The sequence below is a fragment of the Nonomuraea sp. NPDC052129 genome, from assembly GCF_040680095.1.
Lineage (GTDB): Bacteria > Actinomycetota > Actinomycetes > Streptosporangiales > Streptosporangiaceae > Nonomuraea.
Window position 1 is genome coordinate 315,334 of the sequence record NZ_JBFAVX010000001.1, and the last position, 23,212, is coordinate 338,545.

At 69.9% G+C, this 23,212-nt stretch carries 23 protein-coding genes; 7 read left to right on the plus strand and 16 right to left on the minus strand.

From position 1 onward, the window contains the following. Positions 1-3 precede the first annotated feature (3 nt). Complete coding sequence (locus AB0L53_RS01470) at positions 4-180, plus strand: hypothetical protein (RefSeq protein ID WP_225291654.1); 177 nt, start codon at positions 4-6, stop codon at positions 178-180. Here AB0L53_RS01470 and AB0L53_RS01475 read toward each other — a convergent pair. Beyond that, positions 177-1,031, minus strand: coding sequence for a cation diffusion facilitator family transporter (locus tag AB0L53_RS01475; protein WP_363988747.1), 855 nt, complete (start codon positions 1,029-1,031; stop codon positions 177-179). The genes AB0L53_RS01470 and AB0L53_RS01475 overlap by 4 nt on opposite strands. A 234-nt stretch (positions 1,032-1,265) precedes the next feature. Between AB0L53_RS01475 and AB0L53_RS01480 the strand changes: the two genes are divergently transcribed. From AB0L53_RS01480 to AB0L53_RS01490, 3 genes are all read left to right on the plus strand, one after another. Beyond that, on the plus strand, positions 1,266-1,724 hold the full coding sequence (locus AB0L53_RS01480; RefSeq protein WP_357639270.1) for a MarR family transcriptional regulator: 459 nt from the start codon (positions 1,266-1,268) through the stop codon (positions 1,722-1,724). Positions 1,725-1,796: 72 nt separating this feature from the next. Beyond that, a complete protein-coding gene (locus tag AB0L53_RS01485) occupies positions 1,797-2,447 on the plus strand; it encodes an LppX_LprAFG lipoprotein (protein WP_363988751.1) in 651 nt (216 codons plus the stop codon). Then, positions 2,444-3,976, plus strand: coding sequence for an MFS transporter (locus AB0L53_RS01490; protein ID WP_363988754.1), 1,533 nt, complete (start codon positions 2,444-2,446; stop codon positions 3,974-3,976). Before AB0L53_RS01485 ends, AB0L53_RS01490 begins: the two co-directional genes overlap by 4 nt. A 231-nt stretch (positions 3,977-4,207) precedes the next feature. Here the strand turns inward: AB0L53_RS01490 and aspS are convergent, their stop codons facing one another. Then, positions 4,208-5,488 (minus strand): aspartate--tRNA(Asn) ligase, encoded by a 1,281-nt coding sequence (gene aspS / locus AB0L53_RS01495; RefSeq protein ID WP_363988756.1) that lies wholly within the window; start codon positions 5,486-5,488, stop codon positions 4,208-4,210. A 336-nt stretch (positions 5,489-5,824) separates the two neighbouring features. Here aspS and AB0L53_RS01500 point away from each other — a divergent pair, with 336 nt between their 5' ends. Beyond that, positions 5,825-6,316: a hypothetical protein gene (locus AB0L53_RS01500; protein WP_363988759.1), complete on the plus strand. Its 492-nt coding sequence runs from the start codon at positions 5,825-5,827 to the stop codon at positions 6,314-6,316. Between the two features lie 117 nt (positions 6,317-6,433). Then, a complete protein-coding gene (locus AB0L53_RS01505; RefSeq protein ID WP_363988762.1) occupies positions 6,434-6,883 on the plus strand; it encodes a hypothetical protein in 450 nt (149 codons plus the stop codon). 160 nt (positions 6,884-7,043) lie between these two features. On the opposite strand, the gene der is transcribed toward AB0L53_RS01505, so the two are convergent. The 14 genes from der to AB0L53_RS01575 form a co-directional block, all read right to left on the minus strand. Continuing rightward, positions 7,044-8,450 carry a ribosome biogenesis GTPase Der gene (gene der / locus AB0L53_RS01510; RefSeq protein WP_358555631.1) on the minus strand — a complete coding sequence of 469 codons (1,407 nt, stop codon included), beginning with the start codon at positions 8,448-8,450 and terminating at the stop codon, positions 7,044-7,046. A 33-nt stretch (positions 8,451-8,483) separates the two neighbouring features. Continuing rightward, positions 8,484-9,119 carry a (d)CMP kinase gene (gene cmk / locus AB0L53_RS01515; protein WP_363990322.1) on the minus strand — a complete coding sequence of 212 codons (636 nt, stop codon included), beginning with the start codon at positions 9,117-9,119 and terminating at the stop codon, positions 8,484-8,486. A 268-nt stretch (positions 9,120-9,387) separates the two neighbouring features. Next, positions 9,388-10,551 carry an FAD-dependent oxidoreductase gene (locus tag AB0L53_RS01520; RefSeq protein ID WP_363988764.1) on the minus strand — a complete coding sequence of 388 codons (1,164 nt, stop codon included), beginning with the start codon at positions 10,549-10,551 and terminating at the stop codon, positions 9,388-9,390. A gap of 87 nt (positions 10,552-10,638) precedes the next feature. After that, positions 10,639-11,934, minus strand: coding sequence for a transposase (locus tag AB0L53_RS01525; RefSeq protein ID WP_363988767.1), 1,296 nt, complete (start codon positions 11,932-11,934; stop codon positions 10,639-10,641). A gap of 6 nt (positions 11,935-11,940) precedes the next feature. Continuing rightward, positions 11,941-12,336, minus strand: a complete 396-nt coding sequence (gene tnpA, locus AB0L53_RS01530) for an IS200/IS605 family transposase (protein ID WP_363988770.1) — start codon at positions 12,334-12,336, stop codon at positions 11,941-11,943. A 284-nt stretch (positions 12,337-12,620) separates the two neighbouring features. Then, positions 12,621-13,730, minus strand: coding sequence for a prephenate dehydrogenase (locus tag AB0L53_RS01535; RefSeq protein WP_363988773.1), 1,110 nt, complete (start codon positions 13,728-13,730; stop codon positions 12,621-12,623). 69 nt (positions 13,731-13,799) lie between these two features. After that, positions 13,800-14,159, minus strand: a complete 360-nt coding sequence (aroH, locus tag AB0L53_RS01540) for a chorismate mutase (protein WP_357639298.1) — start codon at positions 14,157-14,159, stop codon at positions 13,800-13,802. Positions 14,160-14,242: 83 nt separating this feature from the next. Continuing rightward, a complete protein-coding gene (locus tag AB0L53_RS01545; protein ID WP_363988776.1) occupies positions 14,243-16,357 on the minus strand; it encodes a pseudouridine synthase in 2,115 nt (704 codons plus the stop codon). Continuing rightward, positions 16,354-16,860: an SMC-Scp complex subunit ScpB gene (scpB, locus tag AB0L53_RS01550; RefSeq protein WP_363990325.1), complete on the minus strand. Its 507-nt coding sequence runs from the start codon at positions 16,858-16,860 to the stop codon at positions 16,354-16,356. The genes AB0L53_RS01545 and scpB overlap by 4 nt, the downstream gene beginning before the upstream one ends. A gap of 430 nt (positions 16,861-17,290) precedes the next feature. Further along, positions 17,291-18,103, minus strand: a complete 813-nt coding sequence (locus AB0L53_RS01555; protein ID WP_357945681.1) for a segregation/condensation protein A — start codon at positions 18,101-18,103, stop codon at positions 17,291-17,293. After that, on the minus strand, positions 18,100-18,951 hold the full coding sequence (locus tag AB0L53_RS01560; protein ID WP_250905916.1) for an AAA family ATPase: 852 nt from the start codon (positions 18,949-18,951) through the stop codon (positions 18,100-18,102). Before AB0L53_RS01560 ends, AB0L53_RS01555 begins: the two co-directional genes overlap by 4 nt. A gap of 206 nt (positions 18,952-19,157) precedes the next feature. Beyond that, positions 19,158-20,063, minus strand: coding sequence for a site-specific tyrosine recombinase XerD (locus tag AB0L53_RS01565; protein ID WP_357945676.1), 906 nt, complete (start codon positions 20,061-20,063; stop codon positions 19,158-19,160). Between the two features lie 15 nt (positions 20,064-20,078). Next, positions 20,079-20,690, minus strand: coding sequence for an NUDIX hydrolase (locus AB0L53_RS01570; RefSeq protein ID WP_363988781.1), 612 nt, complete (start codon positions 20,688-20,690; stop codon positions 20,079-20,081). Beyond that, positions 20,687-22,351 (minus strand): CTP synthase, encoded by a 1,665-nt coding sequence (locus AB0L53_RS01575; protein WP_358555646.1) that lies wholly within the window; start codon positions 22,349-22,351, stop codon positions 20,687-20,689. Before AB0L53_RS01575 ends, AB0L53_RS01570 begins: the two co-directional genes overlap by 4 nt. Before the next feature lie 110 nt (positions 22,352-22,461). Here AB0L53_RS01575 and AB0L53_RS01580 point away from each other — a divergent pair, with 110 nt between their 5' ends. Further along, on the plus strand, positions 22,462-23,124 hold the full coding sequence (locus tag AB0L53_RS01580; protein ID WP_363988784.1) for an acyltransferase: 663 nt from the start codon (positions 22,462-22,464) through the stop codon (positions 23,122-23,124). The last annotated feature ends 88 nt before the right edge of the window (positions 23,125-23,212 follow it).

The window sequence follows — 23,212 nt, forward strand, 5'->3', positions numbered from 1 at the left end:
GGCATGTTCTACAGCAAGTCAGTCGAGGAGCGAATCGCCGATCGGATGGCCAAGCGCAAGCCGCTCGAAGAGGGCAAGACCTTCGAGCACGGGCCGGCCAAGTTCGTGTTCGTCTCGCTGATCGTCGCCGTCGTGCTCATGCACGTCGTCGGCCTCGCCGTGGTCATGGCCCTGGACTAACGGCGCCGAGTGGGAGTCGGATCCAGGAACACCTGGGAGATGCCGGGATAGCGCTCCCGCAGCCGGCGGTCCAGCTCGTCGCAGGCGATCTCCACCCCTGCGGCCGTCGCCTCGTCCCGGAAGTCGATCTTCGCGGCCACCAACGCGCGGATCTCCTCCTCGATCGGCCCCGGAGCGGACTGGCCGATCAGCAGCGACACGTTCGACCGGATCAGCGTGAGCGCGGCCACCAGCAGGAGCACGCCGATCGCGATCGACGCCGCGCCGTCCCACACGGGCGAGCCGGTCACCTGGTAGCCGAGCAGACCCAGCGCCGCGATCACCAGCCCGATCAGCGCGGCCGCGTCCTCGTACACGACGGCCTTCAACGCGGTGTCCGAGGTGATCGAGACCAGCCGGAACGGGCTGACGTCATGCCTGCGGGCCTCCCGGCGCAGCTGCGCGAGCGCGTTGAGGAAGGACACGCCCTCGATCGCGAAGGAGAGGGCCAGCACGATGTACGACGGGATGAGGTTGCCGAGCCGCTCGCCGTGGCTGATCTCGTGCACGCCGTGGGTGATGGAGAATCCCGCGCCACCGACCAGGGTCGCGACCGCCGCCATCATCGCCCAGAAGAAGGCCGCCTTGCCGTGCCCGAAGGGATGGCGCGAGTCGGCGGGCCGCTGGCCCCGGCGTACGGAGACCAGGAGCAGGAGCTCCGTCACCGTGTCCGCGGCCGAGTGGGCCGCCTCCGACAGCATCGCCGCCGAACCGCCGATCAGGCCCGCGATCAGCTTGGCCACCGCGATGGCCAGGTTCGCACCGCCCGCGACCAGGACGGTGCCCAAACTCTCACCCGAGTTGTCCGCCACGACGGATCACTCTATGACGGGCGTTACTCCCGGCGACGTGGCGGGCCACGTCCGGCGGCATGGTGGGCCGCGGCCGCCGGTCCGCCATAGAGCCTGCGGCGTTGCACGGACTGCGGCGTTCCACGGACTGCGAGGTCACACGGACTGCGAGGCCGGTGCCTATGTGCGCTAGATTGGAGATCTTGACCTCCTCCCTCGCCTGAAGACGGGGGTATCCACGCTCGAGGAGTCTCGATGAGCGCGCCTCGCTGGCTCTCCCCCGCCGAGCAGCGTGCCTGGCGTACCCACCTGGCGCTGCACAAGTTGCTCATGCACCGGCTCGACCGCGAGCTGCAGGAGCACGCCCTGTCGGTGAACGACTACGAGATCCTGGTCAATCTCTCGGAGAGCCCCGACCACCGAATGCGGATGAGCGACCTGGCCGACGCGACCATCCAGTCGCGCAGCCGACTGTCGCACCAGATCTCCCGTATGGAGGCCAAGGGACTCGTCGTCAGGGAGGACTGCCACGACGACCGGCGCGGCACGTTCGCGGTGCTGACGAGCGAGGGCTGGGCCACGATCGAGCGGGTCGCGCCTGATCACGTGACCAGTGTCCGGGAGCACTTCGTCGACCGGCTCACCGACGACCAGCTGGACGCGCTGGTGGCCGCCTACGAGCCGATCGTCGAGCATCTGAAGAAGCTACGCTGAACGGCCACGCCGACACCTAACCGATATGCCCGACGGCGCACGATCGTTCCGGGCGCTCGCTACGATCCGCTCATGCTTCGAAAGCTGCTGTTCGTCGTCGTCTTCGCGCTGGTGTCCGCCTGCTCATCGGGCGGCGGCGGAAGCGAGCTGCCCGCCGGGCCCGACCTGCTGAAGAAGTCCACCGAGGCCATGAAGGTGGTCAAGTCGGCCACCTTCTCCATCGCCACGGACGGCAAGCCCAAGGTGCCGGTGAAGAAGGCCGACGGCAGGCTGACGGCCGCCGGTGACGCCGACGGCACGATCACGATCGAGGTGCTGGGCAGCCTGCAGGAGATCACCTTCGCCCTGGTCGGCGACACCGTCCACTTCAAGGGCCCGACCGGCGGCTTCCAGAAGATGACCAGGAAGGACCTGGCGCAGCTCTACGACCCGTCGAAGATCCTCGACCCCTCCAAGGGACTCGCGCAGCTGCTCGGCACGGCCACCGACCCGCGTGTGGAGGCCGAGGAGAGCGGCGCCTACCGGGTGGCCGCCGCGTTCTCCGGTCAGGTCCTCGGCACGCTCATCCCCGGCGTCACGCAGGGCGTCAACGGCAAGCTCTGGGTGGACAAGGCCACCAGCCGGCTCACCAAGCTCGAACTGCCGCTGCAGGACGGCACGGTGACCGTGTCGCTCAGCGACTTCGACGCGCCGGTGACCATCACGCCACCCGCCGCCGGATGAGGCGCGCCCGCCGGGTCGCGCTCGGCGTCGGCGGCGCGGTGGTGCTGCTGGCCGCCCTCGACGCGTACGTGGTCGTGACCGTCCTGCTCGACATCGCCACCGACGTGGGCATCCCCACCAACCGCCTGGAGCGGGCAACACCGGTGGTAACCGGGTTCCTGCTCGGCTACATCGCCGCGATGCCGCTGCTCGGCCAGCTCTCCGACCGGTACGGCCGACGGCCCCTCATCCACGCCTGCCTGGCGGCGTTCGCGCTCGGCTCGGTCTTGACCGCGCTGGCGTCCGGAGAGGTGATGGTGGTGGCCGGCCGGACGATCCAGGGGATCGCGGGAGGCGCGCTGCTGCCGATCACGATGGCGCTCATCGGCGACCTGTGGCACGAGCACGAACGCCCGGTGGCACTCGGCGCGGTCGGCGCCGCGCAGGAGCTGGGCAGCGCGCTCGGTCCGCTGTACGGCGGGGTGCTGGCCCTGCTCCCGAGCACCACGGTGTTCGGGATCGAGCTGGGCGGCTGGCACGCCATCTTCTGGATCAACCTGCCGCTGGCGGCACTGGCCGCCGTGGCGGTCCACCTGACCGTCCCCCCGCCACAGGCGTCCTCCGAGCTTCCGGGTCAGGCGTCTTCCGGGCCTTCGGGGCAGGCGTCGGCCGGGCGTGTGGACGGGGTCGGCGGCGCGTTACTGGCATTGAGCCTCGCCTTTCTGGTGGTGGGCCTGTACAACCCGGATCCCGCCAGGACCGTGCTGCCGCCCTGGGGCCTGCCGGTGATCGCGGCCGGGGTCGTGGCCGGGGCGGCGTTCGTCTGGTGGGAGATCCGGTCGAAGGTCCGGCTGCTCGACCTGACGGGCACCCGCAAGGGACCGCTGCTGGCCACGCTGGGCGTGAGCTTCCTGGCCGGGGCCGCGCTGCTGATCACCATGGTGTTCGTCCAGTTCACGGCACAGACGCTGCTCGATCTGGAGACGTTGGACGCGGCGCTCGTGCTGGCCAGGTTCCTGATCGCGCTCCCGGTGGGCGCGCTGCTGGGCGGCCTGCTGGCCCGTCGGCTCGGCGACCGCGTGGTGGCGGTGGCGGGCCTGATCGTGGCCTCGGGCGGATACGGCGTGATGAGCCGCTGGCCGCTCGACCTGGCGAACGCCGGCCTGATGGTGGACCTCTCCCTGGTCGTGGCCGGGCTGGGCCTGGGGCTGGTCATCGCCCCCGTGTCGGCGGCGGTCCTCCGGGTGACGCCTGCCACGCAGCACGGGGTGGCCTCGGCGGCGGTGGTGGTGGCCAGGATGATGGGCATGCTGATCGGCATCGCGGGGGTGTCGGCTTGGGGGTTCCACCGATTCCAGTCACTGACCGCGGGCCTGGACACGCCGCTGCCGGTGGGGGTGGAACCGGCCGTGTACGCGAAGCAGCTGAGTGAGTACCTCGCGAAGGTGGATGCGGCGCTACATCTGGAGTACACGGAGATGTTCTTCGTCACGGCGCTGATCTGCCTTTTGGGCGCGGTGGTCGCCGCCTTCCTGCCCCGAGCCCGATGAATCCCTCCTTTCCCAAATCAGCCCCGAAGACCCACCTGCCCTTCGGGGCTGACCATGAGGAGGCCGTCGAACCATACGGAAGCCATGGCCGACCATGCGCACGTCACGGCGCCCGGCCCCGCCCACCGGAGGAGCGTGCCCCTGGAGGGGGCCCGGCCACGTATGGCGGGTGGGGCTCACCGGGCTTGCCGTAAAATATGGTGCTTTTCTACGGAGAGAGCTGAGTGCGGTCTACGGAGAGAGGCGATTCAGGTCGCGGGGGAACAACGCGGCTTGGCGGATGTTCGCGGCGCCGACCAGGCGCGCGGTCCAACGCTCGAGCCCCAGCGCGAACCCCCCGTGCGGCGGCATGCCATGCGCGAACGCCTGCACATACCCCTCATACGGCCCGACATCCTCACCACGCGCGGCGAGCGCGTCGAGGTAGTCCTGGTGCCTGTGCAGCCGCTGCCCGCCCGTCACCAGCTCCAACCCCCGGAAGAGCAGGTCGAACCCGTTCGAGTACCCCTCACGCAGCGGGTCCGGATGGGTGTAGAACGGCCGCTTGGCCATCGGATACCCCGTGACGAACAGGAACTCCGACCCGTGCTCCCGCACCGCCCACTCCGACAGCCACCGCTCCTGGTTCGGTGACAGGTCCGGCTCGAACTCGTTCGTGAGCCGCTGCGCCTCGGTGAAGTGGATCGCCGGGATCTCGGCGGGCACCTCCGGCAGCGTCACGTCGAGCAGGTCGACCGCGGGCTGCCCCCGTACCGCCTCCACCATGCCCGCCACCGCCTCGCGCAGCACCGCCATCACGTCGCGGTGGTCGCGCACGAAGCCCAGCTCGGCGTCCAGGCTGGTGTACTGGGCCAGGTGGCGGACCGTGTCGTGCGGCTCGGCCCGGAAGACCGGCCCCACCTCGTAGACCCGCTCGAACACGCCGACCATCGCCTGCTTGTAGAACTGCGGTGACTGCGCCAGGTAGGCGGGGCGGCCGAAGTAGTCGATGCCGAAGACGTTCGCGCCCGATTCGGTGGCCGAGGCGACGATCTTGGGCGTGTGGATCTCGGTGAACCCCAGCCGGTCCAGCGTCCGGCGGAACCCGGCCACACTCGCCGCCGAGATCTCCAGCGGCGCCCTGAGCCGCGGATGGCGCAGCGCGACCGGCGCGTGGTCGAGGATCGTGGGCAGCGCGGCGGGCACGACCGGCCGGTAGAGGTCGAACGGCGGCGCCTCGGTGGGCTCGGCCAGTACCTCGATCTCCGCCTCGGTGAGCTCGGCGCCGCCCGGCGCCTGCGGGTTCACGGTCACGACGCCCGTCACCCGGACGACCGTCTCCTCCCCCGGAACCGCGCCGGGCTGCTCACCCGGGGCCACGCCGGCCGCCACCACCTGGGCGAGCCCGCTGCGGTCCCTGACTACCAGGAAGGACACGGATTTCAGCCGCCGGCGGCGATGTACCCAACCGGCGATCGTCACTCGTTGTCCGGCGTGCTCAGCGAGCTCCGCCGACAGGACACGAGAGATCATCACAGCTCCTCACGAGTTGCATGATCCCTTGGGAGTGCGGGGGAGAAGGGAACTCCCGGTGCCACCGCACTTTCGCCGCCCACGAAAGGGCGGCCTCCACGACCCGATGACGGGGGTCAGACCGGCGAGGCATTTCCTCCCCGCACTCGGGAGTGTCTTCGCCGAAGTGGCGCGAGGCCGCCTTCACAGCTGCCGGCGGCTCTCTCAGCCCGCGCGGGCCTTCGGTTACTCGTCTCCGTCTACGTGTTGCCGGAGAGCGTAGCCAGCGCCGGCGGACGTCGGCAACCTGATTAGGACCCGTCCACACAGGCGCGCCTACATCCAGAACGCCCAATAGTGCTTGGTCGCGTCAAGCAGTACGGCGGCTACGGCTCCGAGAATGGCGCCGTACAACATGTAGCGACGTCGAGTACCTTGGCCTCGCTTCTCGACACGTTGAGCCACGGCGTCGACCTGCCTGGCGAGGAGAACGTCGAAGGCGTCGGTCTCTTCTTTACGTCGCGCCGCAATTTCACGGCTCGAATCGGCTTCACGCCTGTTGGCTTCCGCTTCGGCCGCAAGCCTTCGGGCAACGGCCGCACGGGCTTTCATCGCGGCCTCAAGCTCAGCCAGTTCGTCGAAGGTGCCTTCCAAGCGGCGGGCCAGATCTGCGAACTGGATCTCGAGACTTTCGTCATCGGCATCGCCCAGAGCGTCACCATGCCGCGGGTTCGATCGCGTAATGAGTCTCTCGAGGTGTGCCATCGCCACCATGACCCCACGGAGACCCTCATGACCACCGCAGCACAGGACCCCTCGACCAGAGCCAAGGGGGTTTCGGGAGGCTGACGCGCGTACACGCGGCCGGGACAGCGGCGTCCGACGACCACAGGGGGCGGATAGGGGTTATCCGGCCACCGGTTGCCGAGGACACTCGGGGCAACCCGTCCCCCGGAGGAGGCCGACATGCGCAGAGCCCTGGTCGGATGCGCCGTCGCGCAGATCGTCGTGGTGATCCTGCAGTTCTACCTGGCCACGTTCGGCGCGTTCCAGATGCCGCGGCCCACGGGCACGGATCCCGCGGCGATCGGCCTGCACGCCGCGAACGGCCTGTTCGTCATCCCGGCCGTCTCCCTCGTGGCCACCGTCGTCGCGGCGCTGGCGAAGGTGCCCGGCAAGCTGATCGCGCTGTGCGCCGCTCCCCTGGTGCTCAGCGCGGTCCAGATGCTCGTCGTCTTCCCGCTGGCCGGGCTCGCGGGCGCGACGACGGACGACACACCGCTGGCCAGCCTGTTCGTGTACGGTCTGCACGCCGTCGTGGGGCTGGGCCAGCTCTGGGCGGTGATCGCCGCCTACCGTGCCGTACGCAGGCACACCAAGGCACCCGTGGAGGAACACCAGCCCCAGCCGGTCTGACCGAACCCACGCCCAGGCCCGGCCCAAAGAGAGCCGAACCGTGACCTGAGCCCGAACCCCAGACCGTGACCTGAGCCCGAACCGCCGAACCGTGACCTGGGCCGGAACCCCGGACGGCGACCTGGATCGGAGAGCCGCACGGGGCCGCCCTGGGCCGGGGCTACTTCTTGGCGGGCTGGCCGCCGCTCTTCCGCTTCTCCCGGATCTTCATCGACACGTCGATCGGCGACCCGGCGAAGCCGAACTCCTCGCGGATCCGGCGCTCGATGAAGCGCCGGTAGGTGTCCTCCAGCCAGCCCGAGGTGAACAGCACGAACTTGGGCGGCTCCACCGACGCCTGCGTGGCGAAGAGGATCTTCGGTTGCTTGCCACCCCGCACCGGCGGCGGCGTCTGGTGCACCAGCTCGGTCAGGAACGCGTTGAGCCTGGCCGTCGGCACCCGCGTCGACCACGACCCGAGCGCCTTCTCCAGCGCCGGGACGAGCCGGTCCATGTGGCGTCCGGTCTTGGCGGAGATGTTGACCCGCAGCGCCCACGGAGTGCGGACGAGCTGCCGGTCGATCTCCCTCTCCAGGTAGTAGCGGCGGTCCTCGTCGACCAGATCCCACTTGTTGAACGCGACGACCATCGCCCGGCCCGACTCGATCACCAGGCCGATGATCCGCAGGTCCTGCTCGGTGAGCACCTCACTGGCGTCGATGAGGACGATCGCCACCTCGGAGCGTTCGAGGGCGGCTCGGGTGCGCATGGCGGCGTAGAAGTCGGCGCCCTGCAGCTCGCGGTCGCGCCGCCTGATGCCGGCGGTGTCGACGAAGCGCCAGGTCTTGCCGCCCAGCTCGATCAGCTCGTCGACCGGGTCGCGGGTGGTGCCCGCCATCGGGTCGACCAGCACCCGCTCCTCCCCCGCCAGCTTGTTGAGCAGCGAGGACTTACCGACGTTGGGTTTGCCGAGCAGCGCCACCCGGTAGGGGCCGCGCTCGGCGTCGAACCGCAGCTCCGGCGTCTCCGGCAGCGCGTCGAGGATCACGTCGAGCAGGTCGCCGCTGGAGCGGCCGTGCAGGGCCGAGACCGGCTGCGGCTCGCCGAGGCCGAGCGCCCAGAGCGCGGCGGCCTCCAGCTCCACCTGCTGGTTGTCGACCTTGTTGGCGGCCAGGATGACCGGCTTGCCCGACTGGCGGAGCACCGAGCCGACCGTCTCGTCGGCGTCGGTCGCGCCCACGGTGGCGTCGACGACGAACACGATCACGTCGGCCAGCTCGACCGCGACCCGCGCCTGGTCGGCGATGCGCAGGTTCATCCCGGTGGCCTCGGGGTCCCAGCCGCCGGTGTCGACGACCGTGAAGCGGCGCCCGCGCCAGTTGGCGTCGTAGGTGACGCGGTCACGGGTGACGCCCGGCACGTCTTCGACGACCGCCTCACGGCGGCCGATGATGCGGTTGACCAGCGTGGACTTGCCTACGTTCGGGCGACCGACGATGGCCACGACCGGCACCGGGCCGCTGTCGGCGACGTCGTCGGATACTGCGAGATCGTCGAGTTCAGCCTCGACCCAATCCCCCGTTGACACGATTTTTCATCCTTTGTGAGTACCGCACCCTTGTCAGGTGCGCTCCTTGATCAGACTCAGCACCTCGCCGATGACCTCTTCGAGGGTCAGCGGCGTGGTGTCGAGCTCGACGGCGCCATCCGCCATCGAGAGTGGATCCGTCTTGCGAGTGGAGTCGAGGGTGTCACGCTTGGCCATCGCGGCCTGCTGCGCCTCCACCGTGGTGCCGCTCAGCTCCGCCGTACGGCGCAGTGCACGGGCCTCGGCGCTGGCCGTCAGATAGACCTTGACGGTCGCGTCGGGGGCGACCACGCTGCCGATGTCGCGGCCCTCGACCACGATGTCACCGGCGCCGATGATCTCCCGCTGCAGGTGCACGAGACGCGCGCGCACCTCGGGCACCGCCGCGACGACGGAGACCGCCCCGGTGACCTCGGCCTCCCGGATCGGCCCGGCCACGTCGACACCGCCGACGTGGATGGACGGGCCGTCGGGGTCGGCGCCGCAGACGATCTCGGGCTCGCCCGCGCGGGCCGCGACAGCGGTGGGATCGGCCAGGTCGACGCCCTGCTGGAGCATCCACCAGGTCATCGCCCGGTACATCGCCCCGGTGTCCAGGTAGCGCAGCCCGAGTGCGCGGGCGACTCCACGCGACACGCTCGACTTGCCCGACCCCGCGGGACCGTCCATGGCGACGACCAGACCGGTCACGGCCTCTCCCTCTTCACGTTTCCCCACCACACGTTTTCTCCAACCTGAAGAGGCTACCGCCTCGCAGGCATGCCCTACGCCCAGCTGGACAATCCGGCGTCCGCCGCGACCCCCTACCGGACCCCAGTCCCCATACCGCGCTCGACCATCCGCCGACCACGGTCCCCATACCGCGCACACTTGGCCGGATACCGTTCCAACGCGGTCGATCAGGCGCTCGCCAAGCCCTGACACACGCCACCCGCCATCACTTGAGGCCGGCCGTCAGCCGGAACAGGCCGACCGGCACCAGCCCGTGCTTAAGCAAGCGGTAGGTGGGCATCGGGCTACCGCTCACCGTCTCCTTGTAGACGATGGCCCAGCGCCCCTTCAGGTACGCCCTGCGCGGCGTGTCGTCGGGGTGGGTGAACTGGATGACCGCGTCCCGGCGCCCCAAGCTGAGGGGCTGATGAACGTACCCGAACCGGAACGCCTTCACCGTACGGCCGCGCAGCCCGTCGGCGAGCGCGTCGGCCGCGTGCAGGCCCGTCGGGATGCCGCCCTGGCAGGTCCCGTGCATGACGCCGTACGGCTGGCGCACCGCGGCGGCGTCGCCCACGGCGTAGACGTCCGGGTGCGACACCGAGCGGAGCGCGGCGTCGACCACGATCCGGCCCCGCCCGTCCACCGTCAGCCCCGCCTCGGTGGCCAGGGGCAGGCCCTTGGTGCCGGCGGTCCAGAGTGTCGCGTCGGAGGGGATCAGCTCGCCCCCGGCCAGCTCGACGGCGTCCGGCAGCACCTTGGTGACCTCGGCACCGTCGCGTACCTGGATGCCGAGCCGATCCATCGCCCGCTCGACGTAGGCGCGGGCCTTCTCACCCATCATCGAGCCCGGACGGCCCCGGCTGAGCAGGACGACGCGCAGGCCGGGGTGCGCTTCGGCGAGCTCGGTGGCCGACTCGACGCCGGTCAGGCCGCCGCCGGCCACGACGACCGTCCCCCGGTCGAGCTCACTGAGCCGTCGCGCGAGTCGTACGGCCTGGTCGTGGTCGTCGTAGACGTAGGCGTGCTCGGCCACGCCGGGGGTCGAGGCGTCGGCGACGGTGCCGAGTGCGTAGATCAGCTTGTCGTACGCGATCACGCGCCGGGTGTCTGCTCCCTCGCCGTTGACGGTGACCTCGTGCCGTTCGGGGTCGAGGGCGCTCACGCGGCCCAGGACGAGGTCGATGCCCGTGCCGGCGATGATGTCGGCGATCGCGTGGTCCCGCAGCCGTTCGCCCGCGGCGGTCTGGTGCAGCCGCAGCCGCTCCGTGAACCGTGGTGAGGCGCTGACCAGCGTCACCTTGCCGCCGTGTCGGCGCGTCCGGGTGGCGGCCCTGATCGCGGCCGCGATGCCTGTGTAGCCGGCGCCCAGAATCAGAATGTTCGTCATGTCCCTGGCTCCTTGCGAACTCCGGTGGGATTCCGCACTGAAGACGGAGCGAGCCGCCAGGGATGTGACTTGAAGCGCTCCCCACGACTAAAGTCGGGGGATTTCAGCCAGTTCCGGCTCCGTCTGTGCGGTGGGCTGGGCTGCTGTTGCTTGACGGTTGGCCTTCCGGCCCACGCGGTTGCGTGGTTTGCGCGCCCCAACCCGCACACCCGGTCTGGGTCGTGCGTGCTCCGCCCTTCCGGCGGTGAGGATGTTCTTGGCAGCGTTCACATCAGCGTGCTCGGCGTGTCCGCAAGACGTGCACCGGAAGACCGCTTGGCTCTCGCGGGATTTCCGATCCACCGCCTTGCACACGTTGCACCTCTGACTCGTGTACGCCGGATTGACAGTGATCACGTAAGTGCCCGTATACCGGGCCTTCGATCTGCTGGCCAGTTCGATCCGATGCCAGCCTTTGTCCAGGATGGACCGGTTCAGGCCGGACTTGCCCGCGGCCCCGTTAGGCAGGAACGCGCCCGGCTGGGCGAGGTCGGGCCGGGGTTCGACCCCGGCGGTCATGTTCTTGATCGCCAGGGCCTCGAACACCACCAGCTCGAAGCTCGTGGCCAGCGTGTGGGCAGTCTTGGCGGCGAAGTCTTGGCGGCGACGCCGGATCTTGCGGGCCAGACCGGCGATCCGCGCTGCCGCACGCTTGCGCCGCTGACTGCCCTTGGTGGTGCGGGCCAGATCCCGCTGCAGCTTCTTGGCGTGCTCGACCTCCCGATCCCGGGCGAACACCTGGTGGTGGAAGGCTCCGTCCGAGCGGGTCACGACATTGACCACACCCCGGTCGATGCCGACCCCGGTGCCTGGGGCCGCGTGCCGCTCAGGCGGGCAGATCGCGTCGTCGATGAGGAAGCTGATGTACCAATGCCCGCCGTCCCGGGACACGGTGGCATTCTTGACCGTGCCGCTGAGGGGCCGGGTGATCCGGAAGCGGACCCAGCCGAGCTTGGGCAGTTTGGCCCGCGCCCAGCGCCGGTTCAACCGCTCCACCGCGATCTTGCCGCCCTCGGGGAACCGGAAACTCGGCGCGTTTCTTACCCTCGACTTCCAGCGGACCTTCCATGTTCCGTGCCTGGCACATGCCTGATCCAGGTCGATGAGCGTCTGCTGCAGGCAGTGGCCGGGCACCTCGGCCAGCCACGCGAACTCCGGCTCGTTCTTGGCCTCCACCAGTTGGCGGGCCTGTTCGTGGTAGTTGATGAACGCCCCGCGCCGTCGGTAGGTGCGCCGCTGTTCCAGGGCGGTGTTCCACACCGACCGGCAGGCCCCGCCGACCTGTTCGGCGAATCCAGCCTGCTCAGATGTGAAGTCCAGGCGGTATCTACGTCCGGTCAGCACGATGCCTCACCGGTTCTGGTTCTCGACGTACCGCTTGACGACCTCCAGGGGCGCCCCACCGACAGTGGCCACGAAATAAGAGTGAGTCCACAGCGTCGGCAGCTTCGACTTCAAGCTCGGGAACTCCCGGCGCAGGACACCAGACGAGCGGCCTTTGATCGCCTTGACCAGCTTGTGGATCCCGAACTGCGGGTCCACCTCGACCAGCAGGCGCACGTGGTCGGGCATGACCTCGACGGCCACCAGCCACGCCCCCTTCTCCTCGATCACCTCGCCGAAGAGCTGCCTGAGCCGTTCATCAACGCGGCCGTTCAGTACCCGCCTGCGGTACTTGAAGCACCACACCACAAGGAAGGCGCACTGGAAGACGATGTTGCTGTTCGTGCGCAGAGCCACGGCCACTCGGGCCCAACATACGGTAGGAGCCTGTCTACCGCTCAAAGATTCGACAGAAGGGCTCACCCCCCATGGCCAAAGCCAGGGATCCGCGCCCTAGATCTTTCGATAGACGCCGTCCTTCCGCGCCCCCGAAGCCGGTGCCCTACCCCAAGGACCCCCGCCACAACGGACCGCCTAGCCCCTCGAAGGGGGTATCTCTCCGAAAGGGCCACCAGCCACCACGAACCGTCACAGAGAGCGCGACGGTCGCGTGACGAACCCCCTGGGAAACCCTTGCGGTCACCGCCTTACGGGACCTGCCAGCCCCGCTCGTGCAGCGCCTTGGTGAGGACGGCCGCCGCGTCCGGCTGCACGGAGACCTCGGCGATGCCCAGAGGCAGGCCGGGAGCGTGCTCCAGGCGTACGTCCTCGACGTTGACCCCGACCTCGTCGCAGATCTGGAAGAGCCTGGCCAGCTGACCGGGACGGTCGCCGACGACGACCTGGACCACCACGTACGCCGGCGCGGGGCCCCCGTGCTTGCCCGGGATGCGGCCGTGACCGGCCACGCCGCGCTTGAGCAGCTGGGTGATCTCCTGCGTGACCGTGCCGTCGCCGTCGGCCAGCGCGCGGAGCGCCGTAGCGGCCTCGGCCAGGTCGCGGGAGATGGCCTCCAGCACCTCGGCCACCGGCGTCGCGTTGCCCGACAGGATGCCGAGCCAGAGGCCCGGGTCGCTGCCCGCGATCCTGGTGACGTCGCGTACGCCCTGCCCGGCCAGGCCGAGCGCGATGTCGGACGCGTCCGCCAGCCGGGCCGCGACAGCCGAAGCGGTGACGTGGGGCGCGTGGGAGACGACGGCCACGGCCTGGTCGTGCTCGGCCGCGTCCACTTCGATGGGGTTGCCGCCGCAGAGCTCCACCAGCCGCAGCACGGCCGCCCTGGCCTCCGGCGTGGTGTCGGGGGTGGGGCACAGCGCCCACGGGCGGCCCAGGAACAGCTCGGCCCTGGCGGCTCCGGGGCCCGACTTCTCGCGTCCGGCCAGAGGGTGGGAGGCGACGTAGGTGGACATGTCACAGCCCAGCTGGGCGGCCCGCTCGATGGGCTCCACCTTCACGCTGGCCACGTCAGTGTAGAACGTGGCCGTGCCCTTGCGCTGCAGCGCCAGCAGCTCACCGGCGACGTGCGCGGGCGGCACCGCGAGCACCGCGAGATCGATCGTCTCGCCGGACTCACCCGAGGCCGAAGCGGCTTCCGGCTGCCACTCCTCGCCCGCGCCGAGCTCCCGGGCCAGCCGTACCGCTCCCTGGTCGTGGTCGGCGAGCAGCACGCGTAGCCCGCGCTCGCGCAGCGCCAGCGCTATGGAGGTGCCGATGAGACCGGTGCCGACTACCAGCACGGTGCGGAGTTCGGAGGCCATGTAGATGTCCTGATTTATCTGGCGTCGGAGTAGCTCGGTCGGGTGGCAGGAAAGCGGATGAGCCGGTCGTTACTGGGCGATGTCCTGGCGGAGCGCGACGGCGCCGCGCAAATAGACGTGCTGGATGTCGGAGCGCGGCCGGTCCGTCTCCACGTGGGCCATGAGGCGTACGACCCTGGGCAGCGCGCCCGGCACGTCGATCTCGGTGCAGCAGATCAGCGGCACGTCGTGGAAGCCCAGCTTCCGCGCCGCCAGCGCCGGGAACTCCGCCGTCAGATCGGGAGACGCCGTGAACAGCACGCTGATCACATCGTCGGTGGTCAGCTTATTGCGCCCCATCATCTCGCTGACCAGCTCGGTGGTCGCCTCGATGATCGCCCCACGGTCGTTGGCGTCCACCTGGATCGCCCCGCGGATCGCCCGCACCATGTGATTACACCCCTCTATAGCGGTGAAGCCCGTGCGGAGGTTCGCACGGGCTCCTGCGTTCCCGCCAGATTACAGCTTCGGCGTCACAGCTTCACAGCGGCGTAAAGCTCGCCGACCTCCTTCAGGGACAGCGCCCTGACGGTGCCCGCCTTGGTGCGGCCCAGCTTGACCGGCCCGAACTCGATCCTGGCCAGGTCGATGACGCGATGACCCGCCTCTTCGAGCAGCCGCCGGACGATGTGATTGCGGCCTTCGTGCAGAACGACCTCTACCAGCGCCTGCTGGCCGTGCTCCTGCACGATCGAGAAGGAGTCGATCTTCGCGAGGCCGTCTTCCAGCTCGATGCCCTGCTTGAGCCGACGGCTCAGATCACGCGGGATCGGACCCGGAACCTTCGCCCAGTACTTCTTCTGCACCCCATAACTCGGGTGAGTCAGCCGGTTGGCCAGCTCGCCGTCGTTGGTGAGCAGCAGCAGCCCCTCGGTCTCGGTGTCGAGCCTGCCCACGTGGAACAGCCTCGGCGCGAGCTCCTCCACATAGTCGGCCAGGCACGGCCGGCCCTGCGGGTCGTCCATGGTGGACACGACGCCGATGGGCTTGTTCAGGGCGTAGTAGACCAGGTCGGGGGCGGTCGGGATGCGCTTGCCGTCCACATGGATGACCTGCGCCGCCGGGTCCACCTTGGCTCCGAACCTCCGTACGACCTGCCCATTCACGGTGACGCGGCCTTCGCCGATCATCTCCTCGCAGGCGCGACGGCTGGCCACACCCGCCTGGGCGAGCACCTTCTGCAGCCGTACGCCGCCAGGCACCTCGGTGGTGTCGCGCTCGTCGGTGTAGCCGGCGGGGAAGAAGTTGCGGTCCCGCATGGGCTGGCGAGCGGTCTTGAACCGGTCGCGCGGCGCACCGGTGGCCGCCCCGTCCCGTCCGCCGGACGTACGCCCGCCGCCGATGGTCTGAACATCGTCGCGCCTGGGGGTACGGGTCGGGCGGCCGGCGTCGCGGCGCGAGCCGGCGTCGTCACGCCGCCCGAAGCGGGCACGGGTTGACTCGCCGCGGCCGTTGCCGGTCCGCGGGGACTCTCCGCGGCTGTAGCCGCTCCTCGGGGACTCGGTACGGGAACCGCCATCCCTGCGGCCACCACGGTCGGCCCGGAAGCCGCCACGGTCCTCCGTGCGCTCGGGACGCGATCCGCCCCGATCGTCACGACGGTCACTCTGGTAACCGCCCCGGTCGTCCCGCCTCTCGGGCCGGAAACCGCCACGGTCGTCACGACGGTCGGAACGGAAGCCACCTCGGTCGTCACTTCGGGCGCCCTGGAAACCGCCACGGTCGTCACGACGCTCGGGCCGGAAGCCGCCGCGGTCGTCACGACGCTCGGAGCGGAAGCCACCCCGATCGTCACTGCGGTCGGAACGGAAACCGCCACGGTCGTCGCGGCGCTGGGGGCGGTAGCCGTCACGGCCGTCACCCTCCCGAGAGCCGGAGCCGCCACGGTCGGAGCGGTATCCGCCGCGCTCGCCCCCGGAGGACGAGCCGTAGCCACCGCGCTCGCCACGGGACGACCCGCCGTAGCCACGGTCGCCGCGCGACTGCGCGCCATATCCGCCGCGGTCGCCACCACGCGATGGTGAAGAGCCGCCGCGGGACTGCGAGTAGCCGCCCCGGTCGCCACGGGACTGCGAGTAGCCGCCGCGGTCGCTGCCGGGCGCCGGGCGGTCGTCGTCGCGGGAGGGGGAGCGGTCGTCGCGGTACGTACGCTCGCGGGACGAACGGTCGTCACGGGAGGAGCGGTCGTAGCCGCCACGGTCGCCCGTTGAGCTGGAACGGTTGTAGCCGCCCCGGTCGCCCGTCGAGCCGGAGCGGTCGCGGGAGTCGCCGGAGGCGGGCCTGCCGTACCGGGCGCGGGAACCGCCACGGTCGGCGCGGAGCGAGTCGCGGCCGGAGCCCAGCTCGCTTCCGGAGTCGCGGCTGTAGCCGCGGTCACTGTCGTCGCGGCGCGCTCCGCCGCGGTCACTGTCATCGCGGCGGGGTCCGCCGCGGGAATCGTCTCGGTGGGAACCGCCACGGAACCCCTCACGGCGGGAGTCGCCGCGCGAGTCGTCCGAGCGGAAGGCGGGACGGCCGCCACGGCTCGCGCCGCCGGTGCGTCCACGACCGCGTCCATCACCGGACGGGGTGCTGCGCCTGTTGATCACTTTGTATTCTCCTCGAGGTTTTCCACGTCGTCGGGGAGGAAGGGCGCGAGCTCGGGGAGCTCACCGATGTCCTTCAGTCCCAGGCGTTCAAGGAAGTATGAACTTGTCCGGTAGAGCACTGCCTGGCTCTCCGGGTCGGTGCCGGCCTCTTCGACCAGGCCCCTGGCGACGAGCGTCCGCATGACGCCGTCGCTGTTGACGCCGCGGACCGCGGCGACTCGTGCTCGGCTCACCGGTTGCCGGTAGGCGACGACCGCGAGGGTTTCCAGCGCGGCCTGGGTGAGCCGGGTCTGCTGGCCGTCGCGGACGAACCGCTCGACCAGCGCGGCGCAGTCGGCTCGCGTGTAGAACCGCCAACCGCCTGCCACTTCTCTCAGATCGAAACCCCGTCCGGCTTGGGTGTATTCCGCGGCCAAGGCCCGGAGTGCGGTGCTCACCTCGTGGGTGGGCCGTTCGAGCACCTGCGCCAGGGTCACTTCGGGGACGGGCTCGTCCACGACCATCAGGATCGCTTCAAGCGCCGCCCCGAGCGTCGGGCCGCCGCCTTGGGGGTCGTTCTCGGCGGGTTCATCGGGTATGTCGTCCAGACCGGCCGGCTCGGACACCTCCGCACCGGTCGGTACGAGGGACGCGTCCCAGAGCTCATCGTCCACATCCGGCTCGTCCACATCCGGCTCGACGGACGGCCTCGGGAGCCGGTCGTCCGCATCCAGCTCAAGCGACGCGCTCCGAAGCCCATCGTCGACGTCCGACTCGGGAGACGACCCCTGGAGCCGGTCGTCCACCTCGGGCTCGGACAGCGCGACCTCCGCCTCGTCGACCGCAGGCGGGGCCTCTGGGCCGTCGTCCGTGCTCGCGGCAGCCAGCGACCCCGGGAGGGTCATCCAGGCGGGCAAGGGAGCGGGTTCGCGAGGCGGGGTGTCGTCCAAGCGGTCAGTCATCAGCCGTCTTCTCCGCGCTCTCCTCGTAGTCGTCCCCCACCGAGACGTCCCCCTCGTCCGTCCCGGTCCAGGTCACGTGCAGATCGCCCAGCGCTTCGACCTGTTCGAAGGTGACCGCGGACTCCCGGAAGAGCTCCAGCACCGCCAGGAAGCGGGCGATGACCTCGATGGTGCCGTCACAGTCGGCCACCAGGGCCCGGAAGGTGGCCCGCCGCATGCGGCGCAGGTGAGCAACCAGAATAGCGGCTTGCTCCCGCACGCTGGCCAGCGGTTGATAGATGTGCCCGACGCTGACCGTGGGCGGGAGCTTGGGGACGAAGGCGCGGGCGGCGATGCGGGCGAGGTCGTCGGGGCTGATGCCCAGGATGAGCTGCGGGAGGAGGTTGGCGAACTGCGGCTCCATGGGCGCGGTGCGCGGGAAGCGCAGCGCCTCTTCGGCCATGCGGCCGGAGAAGACCTTCGCCACCTCTTTGTACGCCTTGTACTGCAGGAGCCGGGCGAACAGCAGGTCGCGGGCCTCTAGCAGAGCCAGGTCCTCTTCGTCCTCGACCTCGCCCGAGGGCAGCAGCCGGGCCGCCTTGAGGTCGAGCAGGGTGGCCGCGACCAGCAGGAAGTGGCTGGTCACGTCGAGATCCCACTCGGGGCCACGAGCCCGGATGTAGGCGATGAACTCGTCGGTGACCTTGGAGAGCGAGATCTCGGTGATGTCGAGCTTGTGCTTGGAGATCAGGCCGAGGAGCAGGTCGAAGGGCCCCTCGAAGACGTCCAGGTGGACCCTGAACCCTTGTGGCTCTGTCTCCGTCACCTGGCCATTGTCGCAGGTGCCGGCCAGCGGGACAGCACCTCGCGGGCCAGCTCACGGTAAGCGTTGGCACCCAGGGACGACGGGTCGAAGGTGGTGATCGGCTCGCCGGCGACCGTGGCGTCGGGGAAGCGCACGGTGCGGTTGATCACGGTGTGGAAGACCTTGTCGCCGAACGCCTCGACGACGCGGGCGAGCACCTCGCGGCCGTGCAGGGTGCGGGCGTCGTACATGGTGGCGAGCAGGCCCTCGATCTCGAGGTCCTCGTTGAGCCGTTCCTGCACCTTGGTGATGGTGTCCATGAGCAGGGCCACGCCGCGCAGCGCGAAGAACTCGCACTCCAGCGGCACCATGACGCCCTGCGCGCAGGTCAGCGCGTTGATGGTGAGCAGGCCGAGCGACGGCTGGCAGTCGATGAGGCAGACGTCGTAGTGCGGCAGCAGCGGCTTGATCACGCGGCCGAGCACCTGCTCGCGGGCCACCTCGGTGACGAGCTGGACTTCGGCGGCGGACAGGTCGATGTTGCTGGGCAGCAGGTCGAGGCCCTCGACGCCGGTCTCCAGCAGCACGTCCTCGGCGGTGACGTTGCGCTCCATCAGCAGGTTGTAGACCGTGAGGTCGAGCTGGAGCGGGTTGATGCCGAGGCCGACGGACAGGGCGCCCTGCGGGTCGAAGTCGACGAGCAGCACTTTGAGGCCGTATTCGACGAGGGCGGCGCCCAGGTTGATGGTGGTGGTGGTCTTGCCGACCCCACCCTTCTGGTTGACCATCGCGACCACCCGCGCGGGCCCGTGGATCTCGGGCGCGACAGGTTCGGGGAACACCGGGCGGGGACGCCGGGTGGGGCCCAGATTCACGCCTACGGAAGGCGTGTTGGTCTTCGTGTCTCCCCAGGGGTTGTCGGGGGTCCCCGGGGCCGAACCGTTGGTCTTCACAGTCACCAGCTCGAACCTCCCTGACGATCCCGAACCGGACCGTCCGGACGGACACTATGGCGTCACCACTTAACGCGGCAAGGCGGCACGCCGAAGTGCCGCACGTCGCAAATGACTATAGATCACTGCCGGGCACGGGGATGCGCGGCGGCGTACACCTCGCGGAGTTTGTCGACGGTGACCAGGGTGTAGACCTGCGTGGTCGTCACCGAGGCGTGGCCGAGCAACTCCTGGACCACCCTAACGTCGGCTCCGCCGTCAAGGAGGTGGGTTGCGAAGGAATGACGGAGAACGTGCGGAGATATCCCGGCGAGTCCGGCCCGTTCGGCGGCGGCCTGGAGCACCTCCCAGGCACCCTGCCGGGTGAGCCGGCCGCCCCTGGCGTTGAGGAAGGCGGCGGGCGTGCCCCGGCCGTGGGCCACCAGACCGGGGCGGGCCCTGACGAGATAGGCGTCGAGCGCGGAACGGGCGTAGCGGCCCAGGGGCACGACGCGGGTACGGCTGCCCTTGCCGCGCAGCCGTACCTGCTCGGCTTCCAGGTCGTCCACGGCCAGGCCGACGGCTTCGGAGATGCGGGCGCCCGTGCCGTACAGGACTTCCAGGAGGGCGCGGTTGCGGAGGGTCAGCGGCGCGCCGTCGGGGCCGGAGGCGGCGATGAGCCGCTCGACCTCGTCGACGGTGATCGCCTTGGGCAGCCTGCGGAGCTGTCGCGGCGGTCGTACCTGGTGCGCCGGGTCGTGGGCCGTGACGCCCTCGCGCAGCGCGAAGCGGTGCAGGCCGCGGACGGCCGACACCGCCCGCGCGGCCGAGCTGGCCACGAGGGCGGGGTGGTCGCAGTCGCCTTCCCGCAGCGCGGCGAGGAAGTCGAGGACGTCGGCCTCGCCCACCTCGCCGAGCGACACGCGGCCGCGCGAGCGAAGGTGCTCGAAGTAACGGTCAAGGTCACGGCGGTAGGACGCCAGTGTGTTGGCAGCCAGGCCCCGCTCCACCGTGAGGTGGGCGAGGTAGCTGGAGAGCACCGCCTCCACGAACTGGTCCTTCCGTCACGCCTCCTTGGCGTCGGCGGGGCGCAACAGGGCGAATCCCTCGACCGAAGCCGCATATGCGGCGAGGATACCGGCCACGGTCGGGGAATTGTGGATCATTCCCATGAGCGCCCTTTCGACCGCGTCGGGTAGAGGCACCCATTCGACCGGCATGTCGATCTCTTCGTGCTCGTGGACGAAGCCGTTCTCCTCCGCGGGGATCTTCGACAGGCCGCGGGCCAGGAACACCCGGATCCGCTCGTTGGACATACCGGGCGAGGGGTAGAGATCGACCAGTGTGTGCCAGGTCTCGGCGCGGTACCCGGCCTCCTCGGCCAGCTCCCGCGCGGCGCCGGTGACCAGCGATTCTCCTTCCACGTCGCGCAGTCCGGCGGGCAGTTCCCAGAGCAGGCGGCGCGTCGGGTGACGGTACTGCCGGATGAGCAGGACCCGGTCCTGCTCGTCGAGCGCGAGGACCGCGACGGAGCCGGGGTGCACGGCGTAGTCGCGGTCGGCGACCGTGTCCCCCGGCATGCGGACCGTGTCGGTGACCACGTGGATCACCCGGCCCTCGAACCGGTCCTTGGATTCGACGACCTCCCACGCCTCGGGCGTGTCTTCCACCCTCACTTGGCCACCTTCGCGGTCACCCGGCTGTCGGCGTAGGCGAGCGCGGCGTTGATCAGCCCCTTGAACATCGGGTTGGCCCGCGTCGGCCGGGAGCGGAACTCGGGGTGGGCCTGGGTGCCGATGAAGAACGGGTGGGCCTCGACGGGCAGCTCGGTGTATTCGACCAGGCGGCCGTCGGGCGACAGCCCGGAGAACACCAGGCCGACCTTCTCCAGGCGTTCGCGGTAGGCGTTGGAGACCTCGTAGCGGTGCCGGTGGCGTTCGGCGACCTTGGCCTTCCCGCCGTACAGCTGCCTGGCCAGGGTGCCCTCGCCGAGCTTGGCGGTGTAGCTGCCCAGGCGCATGGTGCCGCCCATGTCGCGCTCGCCCGCGACGACGTCCTCCTGGTCGGCCATCGTGGAGATGACCGAATGCTTGGCGTCGGGGTCGAACTCGCTGGAATTGGCGTCTTCGAGCCCCGCCAGATTGCGCGCGGCCTCGATGACCATGCCCTGCATGCCGAGGCAGATGCCGAGCAGCGGGATCTTGCCCTCCCGGGCGTGGCGGATCGCGCCGATCTTGCCCTCGATGCCGCGCACGCCGAACCCGCCGGGGATCAGCACGCCGTCGACGCCGTCGAGCTCGCGCTCGGCGCCCTCGGGCGTCTCGCAGTCGTCGCTCTTGACCCAGCGGATGTTGACGCGGGCGTCATTGGCGAACCCGCCCGCCCGCAGCGCCTCGGTGACGGACAGATAGGCGTCGGGCAGGTCGATGTACTTGCCGACCAGGGCGATGGTGACCTCCTTGGCCGGGCGGTGCACCCGGCGCAGGAGCTCCTCCCACTCCTTCCAGTCCACGTCACGGAACGGCAGGCCGAGCCGCCGCACCACGTAGGCGTCGAGCCCCTCGGAGTGGAGCACCTTGGGGATGTCGTAGATCGAGGCCGCGTCCACGGCCGAGACCACCGCGTCCTCGTCCACGTCGCACATCAGGCTGATCTTCCGCTTGATCGCCGTCTGCACGGGCCGGTCGGAGCGCAGCACGATCGCGTCGGGCTGGATGCCGATGCTGCGCAGCGCGGCCACGCTGTGCTGCGTCGGCTTGGTCTTCAGCTCGCCGGAGGGGCCGATGTACGGCAGCAGCGAGACGTGCAGGAAGAAGACGTTGTCGCGCCCGACCTCATGCCTGATCTGGCGTACGGCCTCCAGGAACGGCAGCGACTCGATGTCGCCGACCGTGCCGCCCACTTCGGTGATGACCACGTCGACCTCAGGACCCGCCATGCCCCGGATGCGGTCCTTGATCTCGTTGGTGATGTGCGGGATGACCTGGACCGTGTCGCCCAGGTATTCGCCGCGCCGCTCCTTGGCGATGACATTGGAGTAGACCTGGCCGGTGGTGACGTTCGCCGAACCGTGCAGATCGGTGTCAAGGAACCGCTCGTAGTGGCCGACGTCGAGGTCGGTCTCGGATCCGTCGTCGGTGACGAAGACCTCGCCGTGCTGGAACGGGTTCATCGTCCCGGGGTCCACATTGAGGTAGGGGTCGAGCTTCTGCATGGTGACCCGGAGACCGCGTCCCTTGAGCAGACGGCCCAGGCTGGAGGCGGTGAGCCCCTTCCCTAGGCTGGAGGCGACACCGCCGGTGACGAATAGATGCTTGGTTTGCGATGCGCTGCGCAAAGGGGCTCCCGTGGGTCGATGTGTGGTCGAAGCGTCCACGGGCTCTCAGGATATCAAACAACGCCCCCGACATGCCCGAACGGCATGACCTAGCGGTAACTTTGGGCCCTATGTCATTAGTACGGCGGGCAACGGGCGCGCTGATTCACCGTGCCTACAAGGCGATCCGCGCGGCCGGGGCGATCACCCCGGCCAGTCCGGGCGGCACCAGATTCCGGCATCTGGGCGACGGTGTCAGCATCGCCTTCCCGCCGGGCGCGATCTTCGGCGAGCAGTGGATCGAGATCGGCGACCACACGCTGATCGGCGAGCGCGTGTCGCTGTCCTGCGGCATGGGCCCCGGCGTCGACCTGGGCCCGGACTCGATCCTGCGGATCGGCGGCGGCTGCTCGATCGGCCGGGGCTCGCACATCGTGGCCCACCAGTCGATCGACATCGGCGAGCACGTCTTCACCGGCCCGTACGTCTACATCACCGACCAGAACCACGTCTACGACGACCCGGAGACACCGATCGGCCGGCAGTGGCCGCGCAACAGTCCGGTCTCGATCGGCGCGGGCTCCTGGCTCGGGGCGGGCGCGATCATCCTGCCCGGCACCAGGATCGGTCGTCAGTGCGTGGTGGCGGGCGGCGCGGTCGTGCGCGGCGAGTTCCCCGACCACAGCGTGGTCGCGGGCGTGCCCGCCAAGCTGGTACGCAGCTACGAGCCCGCGCTGGGCTGGCACACTCCGGGCATCTCGCTGGCCATGGACCGGCAGGCCACCGCCTCCTGAGCTCGGCCGCTCAGGCGGTGATCCGCGCGCCCGCAGACGTTGATCCCGCCCCGCCCAAGCTGTAGACCGAACAACCTTCTGGCGGCTA